Here is a 13770-nt window from a genome sequence, read left to right on the forward strand (position 1 = left end):
CATATTTTTGGATAACAAGGTTTGAGAAGGATATTCCTGAGCAAAGTTTAATTAAGCATTGGGAAAAAGAAATTTGTGCTTTTAAACTGGCTGCGACGTTGAATACTAAAAAGCGCCCTTCTTTTGGGAGAGCGGCTTTTATTTTATATTTGGTAGGACTTGAGTTTTGGTAGATCAAACTTGATATTAGCTAACCTGCGCCTTAGCGGGGATTTCTGGTTGATAACTGATCTCATTCGCACAAGCACGACCCTGTTCAATATCAGCAATATTAGCAAAAGTTGTTTCGGCAATATTGTAGAGAGCTTCTTCTGTAAAAAAGGCTTGATGTCCAGTAATCAATACATTGGGAAATGTTGTCAAGCGTAGAAAAACATCATCTTGAATGATTTCGCCGGACAAATCCTCAAAAAACAATTCTGATTCTTGTTCGTAGACATCCACACCCAAAAAGCCTATTTTGTGTGACTTTAGACCGTCAATGACTGCTTGAGTATCAATCAGCGCTCCTCGACTGGTATTAATTAACATAACTCTGGGCTTCATTTGGGCTATGGACTCAGCATTGATCAAGTGATGAGTTTCAGGCATGAGGGGACAATGTAAGGAAATGATATCAGAGTTCGCAAATAACTCTGGCAACTCTACATACTTCCCACCCAGTTTCTCTAGTTCGGCGTTGCGATATACATCATAAGCGAGTATATTGCAGCCAAAACCTTTCATAATTTGTCCCAAAATCAGACCGATTCTGCCGGTACCAATAATCCCGACTGTGCGACCATTCAAGTTAAATCCTAACAGTCCTGAGAGAGAAAAGTTACTTTCCCGGACACGGTTATAGGCATGATGAATTTTGCGATTGAGGCTTAAAATCAAACCAACGGCGTGTTCTGCGACTCCATAGGGTGAATAAGCAGGAACACGGACAACTTTTATCCCCAAATCTGCTGCGGCCTGTAAGTCTACATTGTTAAATCCGGCACACCGAAGGGCAATGAGGCGAGTTCCCCCGGAAGCGAGAATTTTTAAAGTTGGCGCATCAACCAAATCATGCACAAATACGCAAACAGCCGGAAATCCAGCCGCTAAAATGGCAGTATTCCGATTTAAGCGGGGTTCAAAAAAAACCAACTCATGTTGGGGGGAAGAATTTGCAGCCTCTAAAAACTGTCGATCATAGGACTTTGTACTGAAGACTGCTATTTTCATCTCAAACCTCAGCCTGATGCTGCATATTTTTCCAATATATGATAGCTTGCAGGTTAGAGGGGCGATCGCATCTTCTATAACTGCCAGTCATAGACTTGAGCCTTGGTTTCGGTAATGCCACTGCTAAAGCAAAACTTTAGAATTCAGCTTAAAATCAATTCAGCCTTTGTATTATAGGGGATGTGTCTCACATCACTAAAAGTGCGGTTCACTGCATAAATCCTGATTGTCAACGACCTTATCCTCAACCCTGGGGAAACAAGTTTTGTAACAGCTGTGGCGCACTGCTACAGATGTTAAATCGTTATGTCCCTCTCCAGCCCTTGGGTTCGGGAGGATTTGCCCAAATTTACACGGTTTGGGATGAAAAAACCCAGACAGAGAAAGTCCTGAAAGTTTTGGTGGAACATTCACCAAAAGCACTGGAATTGTTCACACAAGAAGCTGAGGTTTTAATTAAATTGCGCCATCCGGGTGTTCCCAGGGTGGAATCTGATGGTTATTTTGAAGTTAATTTACCCACTCCTAAACCACGTCAATTAGCTTGTCTGGTGATGGAAAAAATTAACGGGCTGACTTTGGAGGAGAAACTCAAGGATTATCCTCAAGGATGTCCAGAGAAATCCGTGTTAAATTGGTTTTCTCAGGCTGTAAAAATTTTACAAGAATTGCACAAACGCCAGATTATTCACCGGGACATCAAACCTTCTAATTTGATGTTGCGAACTCCCTCTTCAACTACACCCCCGACTCCAGGGAGTAATCAGGAAGAACTGGTATTAATTGATTTTGGTGGGGTGAAACAATTTAACACCGCTAAACTGCGTCGAGAGTCTAGTTCAACTAAGTTATATTCTTCTGGTTACAGTCCCCCAGAACAGATGACTGGCGGTAATGTGGGACCGGCGGCTGATTTTTATGCTCTCGGTCGGACGATGATTGAATTACTTACGGGTAAATATCCGCCAGAGTTGGGAGATCCGCAAACTGGGGTTCTGCACTGGCGAAATCAGGTAAACGTTAACCCGAAACTGGCAGATTTACTAGATGAAATGGTACTTGAAGATGTGCGATCGCGTCCGGTAAATGCCATAATTATTCAAAAACGCTTAACTAAGATTATCCGCACATCTTCCCAGCCTGGGTTATTTTCCCGCATAAAAAACTCTGTTCAGCAAGCAACAACAGAGGTTTCCCGTCAATTTACACTATTAATACAAGCTATTGAGCAAGGATTCAACAATCTCACCACAGCTATAGGTAAAACGGTTCTGTTTATAGCTGTGACAATTTTCCAAGTTTTACAAGCTTGTTGGGCGACAATTTGGGCAATGCTACTAACTGGGTTTGGTGCTTGTGTTGGTACGATTATCGGTTATATTGTAGCCGCTCGAACAGTTGTAGGCGAACAAATTTCCGAATATATTTTTCGTCAGCTACCGGAATTAGTCAGCGATACTCAACCTGTGATGACGACAGAAATTATTGTCTTTGTCGGCGCAGGGTTAGGAACTGCATGGGGACTGACAATATCCGGGTGTTTTGGTCAACGACGACGGTTTTTAGTAGCATCGCTCATGGGTATGATCAGTTATGGGTTGAGCTGGTTAGTTTTGCAAATCACAACCCAAGATAGCGGTGAAGGACTATTGGGAGTAATTTTAGTTGCAGTTTTTTTGTTGACGTTGAGTATAGGTTTTCGCAGTCATCACATAGTTCATGCTGTGGTTGCTGCATTGGGGACGGTAATTATCTTCGCAATGTTAATTATATTTGGCTTTCCCACTACTGTGTTTCAAGTTTCTGGTCAGCCCCTCTGGTTAGAATTATACCTGCCCATGGTATTTTTTAGTTTGGTGAGTCTGTTGATGAGCTTTTGGTTAGGGGTGAGTTATTACCTAATTGTGCCTGGGTTACGCTTTTTGGGATGGCGTTAAAACAGTTATCAGTTATCAGTGAACAGTTATCAGTTATCAGTGAACGATAACTGTTTTTCTCCATGCCGAAAACAAGATCCCCCTAGCTTTTTTTGCTTTTAGCTAGGGGGATCACATATGTGGTAGTCTATAAATGGTTCAGTATAGTGCCTTACGAAATTAATTCTAAACCCTAAATCTGGTTTTGTGTAGTCCCATAACTAGAATTTATCAGATTTTTATGGTTCTTCATCACCACTTCATGCGGGTCAAACCCTCACACTGGCTGTAAAGTAAGAGCATTTTGTTTCTCAAGATTTCTTTATCATGGGAACAAACTGAATGATAAAATATAGTAATGCTAACCCGTATTAAAGACTCAGCCACAAAATTAGCGCCCCGCTTAATTGAAATTCGCCGCCATATCCACTCTCACCCAGAACTAAGCGGTCAGGAATACCAAACATCTGCCTTTGTGGCTGGTGTGTTGTCTTCCAGTGGCCTGCACGTACAAGAGGGGATTGGTAAAACTGGGGTGATTGGAGAATTGCAAAATACTGGCACTGATGAGCGTGTATTGGCAATTCGCACTGATATGGATGCTTTGCCGATTCAAGAACGGACAAAGTTAGAATATGCTTCTCATACAGAAGGTGTGATGCACGCTTGTGGTCATGATGTTCACACTACTGTGGGCTTAGGAACAGCAATGGTGTTGTCCGAAATGGCGGAAGAATTGGGCGGTAAGGTGCGGTTTTTATTTCAACCAGCTGAGGAAATTGCTCAGGGAGCAAGCTGGATGGTAAATGATGGGGCGATGACAAATGTCTCGGCGGTATTAGGGGTTCATGTTTTCCCTTCTATCCCCGCAGGTTCTATTGGTATTCGTTACGGTGCATTAACTGCGGCGGCTGATGATTTAGAGATTATCATTACTGGAGAATCTGGCCATGGGGCGCGTCCTCATGAAGCGATTGATGCAATTTGGATTGCTTCACAAGTGATTACGGCTTTACAACAGGCTATTAGCCGGACACAGAATCCTTTGCGTCCTGTGGTGTTGAGTATTGGGAAGATTACTGGTGGTCGAGCGCCAAATGTGATTGCGGATCATGTACAGTTGTTGGGAACAGTGCGATCGCTTCATCCGGAAACTCGGACTCAACTCCCCAACTGGATTGAAAATATTGTAGCTAATGTCTGCCATTCTTTCGGGGCGCGTTATCAAGTTAATTATCGCCAAGGTGTACCGAGTGTGCAGAATGACTATGCTATGACTCAATTGTTACAATCATCGGCGGAAGAAGCTTGGAGTTGCGATCGCGTCCAAGTCTTACCTGAACCTTCTCTAGGTGCTGAAGACTTCTCTGTTTATTTAGAACACGCCCCCGGTTCCATGTTTCGCTTAGGTGTAGGCTACAAAGATAGAATTATTAATCACCCATTACACCATCCCGAATTTGAAGTCGATGAATCTGCCATTATCACCGGGGTTGTAACTATGGCTTACGCCGCTTATAAATATTACCAATAGTTCCTTAATGGTACAAGCCCCCAGATTTATCTGTGGAATCAATCAATCGAAAATCCCAAATCTAAAATCCTCAAGCCCGTAGATTTATCTGTGGGGTCAATCTAAAATCTAAAATCTAAAATCTAAAATTGTTTGACCAATAGTTCCTTAATGGTACAAGCCCCCAGATTTATCTGTGGAATCAATCAATCGAAAATCCCAAATCTAAAATCCCTCAAGCCCGTAGATTTATCTGTGGGGTCAATCTAAAATCTAAAATCTAAAATCTAAAATTGTTTGACCAATAGTTCCTTAATGGTACAAGCCCCCAGATTTATCTGTGGAATCAATCAATCGAAAATCCCAAATCTAAAATCCTCAAGCCCGTAGATTTATCTGTGGGGTCAATCTAAAATCTAAAATCTAAAATCTAAAATTGTTTGACCAGTAAATAAAACCCACCTGGGTGGGTTTCACAATCTTTATTTACTGTTAGTCGGCGGATGATGGCGAGTTACTAAACATTCGCTCCGGTTTTAGTACCGCCCAATCTTTCTTGAATTCTGCTCTTAGCGGCTTTAAATTGAGTCGCTAGTTGTTCAGTTTGTTCAGTACTCAAGTTATTGCGAATAGCAGCAAACATTTTGCTTTCTTCTTGACGAATATGATCGCCGACAAGATCCATCAAATTTCTGACTCTATCTTTAAACTCAGAAGCTGAGGGATTAATCGCGCGGATTTCTTCTAACCATCGTTTCATTTGGGCTTGTTCGTCATAAAGTTCTTGGGTGTCGCTCTCACCATAGAAAGAACGTACTCTGGGATAGACGACTTCCTCTTCAGCTTCAGCATGAGCTGTTAAATCTTTGTAGATTTGACCGAAATATTCTTGGATCTTTTGCGGATCGTTGCTTTGTAGTAATTCTGTAAACAGGATGTTCACCTTATTGTGATCCATACGAATCACATCCTGGATATTCATATCTTTTTTATCGCTGGTTTGGGTAACAGCGCTACCTACTGCGCCACTAAAAGCAGCGATCGCATCTTGAACTCGTCCCCAAATCCCGTGATCTGCATCTTGTCCAGTCAGTTCACGCACACCCAAAACTTCTAGAATACCTTTGAGTTGCTCTTGGTGAGCGCGGTTTTCAAAGTTAACGGTATTTAAAGGACTAATTGCGGCCATTACGTCAGCACCAACTTTTTGAGCCGCTTTGTGAATTACCACACCAGACATTACTTGTTGATGTTTTAACAATTCATGCTTAAATATTTTTTCATAGAAACTCAATTGGGATCCTTGCATTAATTGGCGGATTGTATTGCACATTTCTTCAACCATTTGTGCTGGTTCTTTTTGGATACCATACTGCACAATTGTAGTTTCCAGAACGCCTTGATTTTTCTGGTCATCTTCTAGCATTTTCCGCAGGCGATCAGATATTTCAGCATCAGTTGATTCTCTCAAAAACAGTTGCTCATTTTCGATCAGCAACTGTTGAATTAATTTCATGTCTGCCAATTTCATCGCAATAGCATTGCGTTTTGTATCATCTAATGTGGTTACCATGCTGCGTTATCCTCTGAAAATTGTTCGGATTATTACTCTATTTCAGAGTGGCATACAACTTAGGTAAATTCCATCTTTCTTTTGAATGATCGCTGTCGTCACTCTGGATAGAAAAATCAAATATTTTAGGACTTACGCACAAATTAGGGAATAACGAACCACACCAGACGCAGAGGATACAGAGGAATAAGGGTTTGAGAGGGTTTTTGCGTAAGTCCTGAGTTAAAGTTAAACCTAATTCCAAACAACAAAAAATTGAAGAACAAACTGATGGGAGTTTGATTGTCAGGTTAAAGTCTCCGCCAGTAGATGGTAAAGCTAATGAAGAATTAATTAAACTATTAGCTGAAAAATTCCATGTACCAAAATCTCATATCAGAATTAAGTCTGGGGTATCCTCTCGGCAAAAGCTGATTGAAATTGACACAGATATTTAATTTTTTAACTTTTATGTGTACCATCTTACCAAATATTTCAGGAAAGAATACACAAATCTTTATTCAGCAAAATTTTTATCTTGTGTAATCTTTATATATCTAGGCTGAGATTTGACTCGTTCTATCCAAGCTTGGATAGCAGGAAATTTTGTCAAATCAAACCCACCTTCATCAGCCACATGAGTATAGGCAAATAAGGCAATGTCAGCAATTGTATAACGCTCACTGACAAAAAATTCGTGAGTCATTAAATGATGTTCCATAACTCTGAGTGCTGCATAACCAGGTTCATGTTTTTGCTCAATAGCTGTGCGATATTCCTCAGCTTTACCTAAAATAGAAATCCAAAATCTTGATGTAGCGATAAAAGGTTCATGGCTATATTGTTCAAAAAATAACCATTGCAATACTTTCGCTCTTAAAAAGCGATCATATGGTAAAAATTCTGTGCCTTCACTCAAATAAACTAATATGGCATTTGATTCTGCCAAATATTGCCCAGTGTTAACTTCCAAAACTGGTATTTTACCGTTAGGATTCTTACTTAAAAACTCTGGTGTGCGAGTTTCTCCTTTCAAAATATTAACGTCTATTCTCTCAAAAGGCATACCCATTTGTGTCAATAAAAGCCGGATCTTGTAACTATTGCCTGATGGTAAGAAATCATACAATTTCTGATTTTTCATTTCCAAAATTATAATAATGAAGATCGAGATTATTGCGGGGCTAAAATACAATATATTACAAATAAAACTGGGGGAAACAGGATGATTTTCTTTATTTTTAGTATATGGGGACAAGATAGATTTTTCCAAGATATAAAAAACAAGAAAATAATAGTATTATTTAATCTTTGTATTGAAAATTTTAATTTTATTCAGTGTGGGAAAATAAAAGTATGTGTGGAAGATTTACTTTAAATCAGTCATTAGCGGCGTTAGCCCAATTTTTCGGTGTAGATGGTCAAATTCCAAATTTAGCTGCTCAATATAACATTGCACCTACGCAAAGGGTAGCAACAGTGTTAAATAATCCTGAAACTAATCAGCGTGAATTTAAACAGTTACGTTGGGGGTTGATACCCGCGTGGGCGAAAGATCCAGGAATGGGTGTGAAGCTAATCAATGCTAGAGCCGAAACAGTCGCCCAAAAACCAGCTTTTCGGTCTGCATTCTGGTATCGGCGTTGTTTAGTGCTAGCTGATGGTTTTTATGAGTGGAAACGACAAAATGGTAAAAAACAGCCGTTTTACTTTCGTCTTTCGGATGGACAGCCCTTCGGCTTTGCGGGGTTGTGGGAAAAATGGCAACCTCCACAAGGAAAGCCTGACTGCGAAGAAATTATATCTTGTACAATTTTAACAACGGCAGCTAATGAATTAGTCCAACCAATTCATGATCGAATGCCTGTGATTGTCTCTCCACAAGATTACGATTTGTGGTTAAATTCCCAAATGCCAACACCAGAGCGACTACAGCAGCTATTGTGTCCATATCCCGATCAAGTTATGACTGGCTATCCAGTTAGTAGCTTGGTGAACAACTCGCGACACAATAGTTCTGAATGTATTATCCCTTTGGTTGGGGAAAATTCACTGCCTGAGAATATCTTTTAAAACCATAGAAACACATATGCCAAGAACCCAAAAAAACGATAATTTTGTTGACAAATCCTTTACAGTGATGGCGGATCTGATCCTGAAACTTCTCCCAGCCAACAAAAAAGCTAAAGAAGCATTTGTGTATTATCGCGATGGGATGTCAGCGCAGGCGGAAGGCGAATATGCCGAAGCCTTAGACTATTACGAAGAAGCGCTGACTCTAGAAGAAGACAGCTACGATCGCAGTTATATTCACTATAATATGGGGCTAATCTATGCCAGTAATGGTGATCACGATACAGCTTTAAAAATGTATCACCAAGCCATTGAAATCAACCCACGTTTACCCCAAGCCTTGAATAACATCGCTGTAATTTACCATTATCAAGGCGAAAAGGCGAAAGAATCCGGCGATAATGACGCTGGTGAAGCCCTGTTTGATCAAGCAGCAGATTATTGGATTAGAGCTATTCGCATGGCTCCCAATAACTACATTGAAGCCCAAAACTGGCTAAAAACCACTGGACGGATGCAAATTGACATATTCTTTTAAATATTAGTAGGTTGGGTTATAAGAAAGAACCCCACCCCCTGCCCCTCCGGTGCAAGCGAGGAGGGGAGCAACCCCACCCCCTGCCCCTCCCATATCAAAGGTTTATCCTTTTCTTCCCCCCGTTGCGGGGGGATTTCGGGGGGTGCGAGGAGGGGAGCAAGATGTGGATTTGGCGGGGTGTGTTTTTCTTGAGAATTGACTAGAAGAAAGAAAATTAACGATTGAGGAACCATGATTGACAGGGAACAAGTTCACAAAGTAGCTCTTCTGGCTCGTTTAGAATTAACACCAGAAGAAGAGCAGCAATTTACTACCCAACTGGGAAGTATTTTGGATTATATCGAACAGTTGAATGAAGTAGATGTCAGTGATGTACCCCCGACAACACGAGCAATTGATGTGAGTAATGTGACTCGAAAAGATGAGTTACAACCATATCCTGAGCGAGAAGCTATTCTCAATGGTGCGCCTGAACAAGAAGGCGAATTTTTCAAAGTACCAAAAATTATGAATACCAATGATTAGGGAGGGTTGAATCAGTGAACAGTTAACAGTAAACAGTTACCAAGCAGATTTAGTCAGAGATTTCTATCCAATGATGTCTGATAACTGATAACTGATAACTGAAAAAGGAGATATATATGGGTTTGGGAATCCTCCAGGATGGTAAGTGGATATCAAGACGGGAGCAAGAAGATTCACAAGGTAAATTTATTCGCCCATCCACAACTTACCGTCATCAGATTACCGCAGATGGTTCTAGTGGTTTTAAGGCTGAACCGGGGCGCTATCATTTATATATTTCTTGGGCTTGTCCTTGGGCTTGTCGGACTGCAATTATCCGCCAATTGAAAGGTTTAGAAGATGTGATTGGGCTATCGGTAGTTGGGGCGGAAATTGATCAAAACAGTTGGGAATTCACTGATGAACCTGGGGCGATTCCTGATTCTGTAAATGGTACTCAATATCTTTGGCAACTTTATCTCAAAGCTGATCCTAATTATAGTGGACGGGTAACAGTGCCAGTTTTATGGGATAAGCACAAGGGGACAATTGTCAATAATGAATCCCGCGAAATTATCCGAATGTTTGATACGCAATTCGATGATTTTGCTCAAGAAGATATCAATTTTTATCCCGAAGATTTACAAGAATTAATTGATGAGACGATTGATGCTATTTATCAACCAATAAATAACGGTGTATATCGTGCGGGATTTGCCACTTCTCAATCAGCTTATGATGAGGCGGTAACAGAGTTATTTGCAGCCCTTGATGACTGGGAGAATATATTAGGAAAACAGCGCTATCTCTGCGGGGATAAAGTGACTGAAGCTGACTGGTGTATGTTCACTACTTTGTTGCGTTTTGATGCAGTTTATTATGTGCATTTTAAATGCAACTTACGCCGGATGGTTGAGTATCCTAATTTGTGGAATTACCTCAAGGAACTCTATCAATTACCGGGTGTGAAGGAAACTTGTAATTTTGACCACATTAAACGGCATTATTACAAGAGTCATCCGAATGTGAACCCGACCCGCATTGTGCCGAAAGGTCCGGTGATTGATTTTGATGCACCTCATAACCGGGATGAAGTGGTTAAAAAATAGCAGCTAAGTGGGAATTTATAGAAAATTAAATCACAGATAAACGTCCAGAAATTATCTGTGTTTATCTGTGTCTATCTGTGGTTGAAAATTTTCCGGTGCGTTAGCCTGCGGCGTAACACACCCTACTGGACTGTGTTCATCTGTGGTTGAAAATTTTCCGGTGCGTTAGCCTGCGGCGTAACACACCCTACTCAGGTATTCAGCACTTTTTGTAGTGTGGCGGTGAAGTCGGGGTAGGAAATGGCGGCGGCTTCTGCACGGTGAATGGTGGTGATTCCTGTGGAAACTAGAGAGGCGATCGCCAGACTCATAGCAATGCGATGATCTGTATAACTATCGACATCTGTACCCACTAAAGGCGTACCACCAGTAATTTCCATACCGTCGGGTAATTCACTGACTTTTGCGCCCATTTTATTGAGTTGCTGCGCCATCACAGTAATGCGATCGCTTTCTTTAACTCGCAATTCCTCTGCATCCCGAATAATGGTTGTACCTTCGGCAAATACAGCCGCTACTGCTAAAATGGGAATCTCATCAATCATTCTGGGAATGATATCCCCAGCAATGGTGCAGCTTTTTAACCGACTAGAACGCACTCTGATATCCGCTACTGGTTCCCCAGCAACTTCGCGCTGATTTTCCAGTTGAATATCAGCCCCCATCAGTTCTAAAGCCTCTAATATCCCTGTACGGGTGGGATTAACACCAACATTTTCCACTACCAATTCTGAACCGGGGACAATTGCGCCAGCGACTAACCAAAAGGCTGCTGAACTGATATCTCCTGGAACGATGACTTTTTGTCCCCGCAGTTGCGCCGGTCCGATGACGGTAACGCTATTAGTTTCGGGATCAATAGTGAGTTCTGCACCAAAAGCCCGTAACATCCGTTCGCTGTGGTCGCGAGAAAGGGCGGGTTCGGTGACGGTAGTTTTTCCGGCTGTTAATAAACCTGCTAGTAATATACAGGATTTAACTTGGGCGGAAGCGATGGGGGAATGGTAATGAGTTGGTTTGAGGGCTTGTCCTTGAATTGCTAAGGGTGCTAAGGAATTACCCTTACGTCCCCAAATTTCTGCGCCCATTTGTTGCAAAGGCTTAACTACACGGGACATGGGACGCGATCGCAAAGAACTATCCCCTGTGACTGTAAAAAACCGCCCTGGATGAGAAGCCAAAAGCCCTAACATCAGTCTGAGTGTAGTCCCAGAGTTACCAGCATTCAACACATCCACTGGTTCTTGCAATTGTCCCAAACCAATACCCTGAACTGTGACTAATTCGGTGTTTAGTTCCGAAATTTGCGCCCCCATAGCTTGAAAACAGCTGGCTGTGCTGCGGGGGTCTTCGCCTAATAGCAGCCCTTGGATTTGGGTTTCACCTTGAGCGATCGCACCTAACATTAAAGCCCGATGGGATATAGACTTATCACCGGGGACACGGATACGACCCTGTAACGACAGCCCAGCAGAGGGTCGCTGGATAATTAACTTCCCAGAAAGGTCTTTTTGAGTTTCTACAGTAATGACAGACGCTGACATGAGGTTACACTTCTTGGATACACCGGAAGTTCATCAGCGACTAAGTTTGCCACGACTGGACACTTCCTGCCTAGTATCCTATCGCTTTTTGTTCATGGAAATTTACCAAAATCTACCTAATATATGATAAATCTTCACTTCATATTTTTTTACTGGGCAAAAATCACTCTTAGGGGTCTTGTGTTTCTTGCCATTATCACTTGATATTTTTCTAAAAATTTTTATCAATAACAGCAGAGAAAATGTTTGAATTTATAATCTTTTATTTATTTTTACGTTGATTTATTCGGCTTACCAAATCAGGATCATCAGTTAATATGAAGGATGTTTGACTATTTACCAAAGAGGCAGAGGGGAAGGGGGCAGAGGATAAGAGGAATGGTTGTTAAGTAACCGGAAGTTTAAAGTAATTTCTTACTCCCCCTTGCTCCGGTGCTCCCCTGCTCCCCTGCTTCTTTTGACTGGCTGCTCCTGACTGTTAAAGATACTGGTGTTAATTTCACTTTGTTCAATAGCTTTTAGCCCTTATCGCTCCCATGCTGACCCATCACCGTAAGCCCGTATGTTTATCACTTATTTCAACTGACCTGCCATTCTGGTCTGTTGTTGAAGCTGCGGGTACATTGTATCAAAAAGACACAGATAGATTTCATTTACTGTTGACAGCACCGCCCCTAATTACCTGTGAACTGGCAAGTTCTCTGAATTCAGAAGACATTCCTCCCGAAAATCAGAGCAACCCTCAAGCCCCCAGGAGTCCCAGAATTTTGTGGCTGGAAATTTCCCCCTACCGGGTAATCATGACCATGCAAGGTCACGATCAAGTTAGTTATCGCCATTTCTGGGAAAAAGGTGTTTATGGCGTTAGCCGTTATTGGCTACCCACTGAGTCATTGCAACCTCATAATCCCATTCGTTTACGGAATTTTACGAAAGTCTTATCACTTAGCGGAGACCATTTGCCAGAACATTTACGTCTGGAATACGAATTGTGGGCTGAAAAAGTCCAATTGGGAAGCTACATCCTCAATTTGGAAATTAAACACTAACGCCGCCGCTAGGCGTTCGTCAAAAGTCAAAAATAAGTTTTTGACTCTACTGGTGCTTAGGAGTTGAATTAACCGAAATAACTGGGTTCGTTACCTGGTTTCCATTTAATATTGCAACCAATACTGGGCTTTTGTTCACTTGTAACGGGGTTATCCGCCAACAGGGAGGCGATCGCAGCGCGTAAATCTGCACCAGTCACGGGTTTACCATTACTGGGACGACTATCATCCAATTGTCCCCGATAAGCTAGTTTGCGTTCTGCATCAAATACAAAAAAATCAGGTGTGCAAGCTGCTGTATAAGCTTTTGCTGTTTCCTGAGTTTCGTCATAACACAAGGGAAAGTTAAAACCCAGTTTGATGGCCATTGCTTTTAAAGAAACTGGCGCATCATCTGGATATTTTGCGGCATCATTGGCGCTAATGGCTACGATTCCTAAATCATTTGAGGGGTAATCGTTTCCTAGACTTGCTAATTCTGTCTGAATATGTTTAACAAATGGGCAATGCTGACAAATGAACATTACCAACAATGCTTTTTGATCAGCAAAAGTGGCGAGGGAAATTTTTTTTCCATATACCACTTCTGGTAGATAAAAATCCGGTGCTTGCGTGCCTAATGGCAACATTGTAGATGCAGTTAAAGTCATAGCAATTGGGGAGTGGGGAGTGGGGAGTAGGGGACGATTCTGAGTCCCTAACCTTTTGTTTTATCTGTTATTAGTTTAAGCATGAATGATGGCTATTCATACAATTAGAG

General features: G+C 41.6%; 12 protein-coding genes and 1 pseudogene. 8 read left to right on the top strand and 5 right to left on the bottom strand.

Going from position 1 to position 13770, the window contains the following annotated elements:
- Nucleotides 1–186: 186 nt before the first annotated feature.
- Nucleotides 187–1212, bottom strand: a complete 1026-nt coding sequence (locus NSP_RS18370) for a 2-hydroxyacid dehydrogenase (protein ID WP_006194472.1) — start codon at nt 1210–1212, stop codon at nt 187–189.
- 182 nt (nt 1213–1394) lie between these two features.
- Between NSP_RS18370 and NSP_RS18375 the strand changes: the two genes are divergently transcribed.
- Nucleotides 1395–3149 carry a serine/threonine protein kinase gene (locus NSP_RS18375; RefSeq protein WP_173403306.1) on the top strand — a complete coding sequence of 585 codons (1755 nt, stop codon included), beginning with the start codon at nt 1395–1397 and terminating at the stop codon, nt 3147–3149.
- A 337-nt stretch (nt 3150–3486) separates the two neighbouring features.
- Entirely contained in the window at nt 3487–4662 is a 1176-nt protein-coding gene (locus NSP_RS18380) for a M20 family metallopeptidase (protein WP_006194470.1), read from the top strand.
- Nucleotides 4663–5158: 496 nt separating this feature from the next.
- Here NSP_RS18380 and NSP_RS18385 read toward each other — a convergent pair whose 3' ends face one another.
- Nucleotides 5159–6214 (bottom strand): hemerythrin domain-containing protein, encoded by a 1056-nt coding sequence (locus NSP_RS18385; protein WP_006194468.1) that lies wholly within the window; start codon nt 6212–6214, stop codon nt 5159–5161.
- A gap of 221 nt (nt 6215–6435) precedes the next feature.
- Here NSP_RS18385 and NSP_RS24445 point away from each other — a divergent pair.
- A pseudogene (locus tag NSP_RS24445) lies at nt 6436–6651 on the top strand (DUF167 domain-containing protein); the annotation flags it as partial.
- Between the two features lie 59 nt (nt 6652–6710).
- On the opposite strand, the gene NSP_RS18390 reads toward NSP_RS24445, so the two are convergent.
- On the bottom strand, nt 6711–7337 hold the full coding sequence (locus tag NSP_RS18390) for a glutathione S-transferase family protein (protein ID WP_017804316.1): 627 nt from the start codon (nt 7335–7337) through the stop codon (nt 6711–6713).
- A 212-nt stretch (nt 7338–7549) separates the two neighbouring features.
- Between NSP_RS18390 and NSP_RS18395 the strand changes: the two genes are divergently transcribed.
- The 4 genes from NSP_RS18395 to NSP_RS18415 all read left to right on the top strand — a co-directional run bounded on the left by NSP_RS18395 (nt 7550) and on the right by NSP_RS18415 (nt 10417).
- Entirely contained in the window at nt 7550–8266 is a 717-nt protein-coding gene (locus NSP_RS18395; RefSeq protein ID WP_006194463.1) for an SOS response-associated peptidase, read from the top strand.
- Nucleotides 8267–8282: 16 nt separating this feature from the next.
- Nucleotides 8283–8804, top strand: coding sequence for a photosystem I assembly protein Ycf3 (locus NSP_RS18400; RefSeq protein ID WP_006194462.1), 522 nt, complete (start codon nt 8283–8285; stop codon nt 8802–8804).
- A 231-nt stretch (nt 8805–9035) separates the two neighbouring features.
- Nucleotides 9036–9329: an Asp-tRNA(Asn)/Glu-tRNA(Gln) amidotransferase subunit GatC gene (gatC, locus tag NSP_RS18410; RefSeq protein WP_006194460.1), complete on the top strand. Its 294-nt coding sequence runs from the start codon at nt 9036–9038 to the stop codon at nt 9327–9329.
- A gap of 116 nt (nt 9330–9445) precedes the next feature.
- Entirely contained in the window at nt 9446–10417 is a 972-nt protein-coding gene (locus NSP_RS18415; protein WP_006194459.1) for a glutathione S-transferase family protein, read from the top strand.
- Nucleotides 10418–10608: 191 nt separating this feature from the next.
- On the opposite strand, the gene aroA is transcribed toward NSP_RS18415, so the two are convergent.
- Nucleotides 10609–11961 (bottom strand): 3-phosphoshikimate 1-carboxyvinyltransferase, encoded by a 1353-nt coding sequence (gene aroA / locus NSP_RS18420; protein ID WP_006194457.1) that lies wholly within the window; start codon nt 11959–11961, stop codon nt 10609–10611.
- Nucleotides 11962–12497: 536 nt separating this feature from the next.
- Here aroA and NSP_RS18425 point away from each other — a divergent pair.
- Nucleotides 12498–13010: a hypothetical protein gene (locus NSP_RS18425; protein WP_006194456.1), complete on the top strand. Its 513-nt coding sequence runs from the start codon at nt 12498–12500 to the stop codon at nt 13008–13010.
- Nucleotides 13011–13078: 68 nt separating this feature from the next.
- Here the strand turns inward: NSP_RS18425 and NSP_RS18430 are convergent, their stop codons facing one another.
- Nucleotides 13079–13660, bottom strand: coding sequence for a thioredoxin family protein (locus NSP_RS18430; RefSeq protein ID WP_006194455.1), 582 nt, complete (start codon nt 13658–13660; stop codon nt 13079–13081).
- Between the last annotated feature and the right edge of the window lie 110 nt (nt 13661–13770).

Origin of the sequence: Nodularia spumigena CCY9414 (assembly GCF_000340565.2) — a bacterium.
Lineage (GTDB): Bacteria > Cyanobacteriota > Cyanobacteriia > Cyanobacteriales > Nostocaceae > Nodularia > Nodularia spumigena.

Excerpts from the sequence above, each read along its gene's own strand:
- aroA (WP_006194457.1), bottom strand. The coding sequence starts at position 11,961 with ATGTCAGCGTCTGTCATTACTGTAGAAACTCAAAAAGACCTTTCTGGG.
- NSP_RS18425 (WP_006194456.1), top strand. The coding sequence starts at position 12,498 with ATGCTGACCCATCACCGTAAGCCCGTATGTTTATCACTTATTTCAACT.
- NSP_RS18395 (WP_006194463.1), top strand. The coding sequence starts at position 7,550 with ATGTGTGGAAGATTTACTTTAAATCAGTCATTAGCGGCGTTAGCCCAA.
- NSP_RS18400 (WP_006194462.1), top strand. The coding sequence starts at position 8,283 with ATGCCAAGAACCCAAAAAAACGATAATTTTGTTGACAAATCCTTTACA.
- NSP_RS18380 (WP_006194470.1), top strand. The coding sequence starts at position 3,487 with ATGCTAACCCGTATTAAAGACTCAGCCACAAAATTAGCGCCCCGCTTA.
- NSP_RS18390 (WP_017804316.1), bottom strand. The coding sequence starts at position 7,337 with ATGAAAAATCAGAAATTGTATGATTTCTTACCATCAGGCAATAGTTAC.
- NSP_RS18415 (WP_006194459.1), top strand. The coding sequence starts at position 9,446 with ATGGGTTTGGGAATCCTCCAGGATGGTAAGTGGATATCAAGACGGGAG.
- NSP_RS18430 (WP_006194455.1), bottom strand. The coding sequence starts at position 13,660 with ATGACTTTAACTGCATCTACAATGTTGCCATTAGGCACGCAAGCACCG.
- NSP_RS18385 (WP_006194468.1), bottom strand. The coding sequence starts at position 6,214 with ATGGTAACCACATTAGATGATACAAAACGCAATGCTATTGCGATGAAA.
- gatC (WP_006194460.1), top strand. The coding sequence starts at position 9,036 with ATGATTGACAGGGAACAAGTTCACAAAGTAGCTCTTCTGGCTCGTTTA.
- NSP_RS18370 (WP_006194472.1), bottom strand. The coding sequence starts at position 1,212 with ATGAAAATAGCAGTCTTCAGTACAAAGTCCTATGATCGACAGTTTTTA.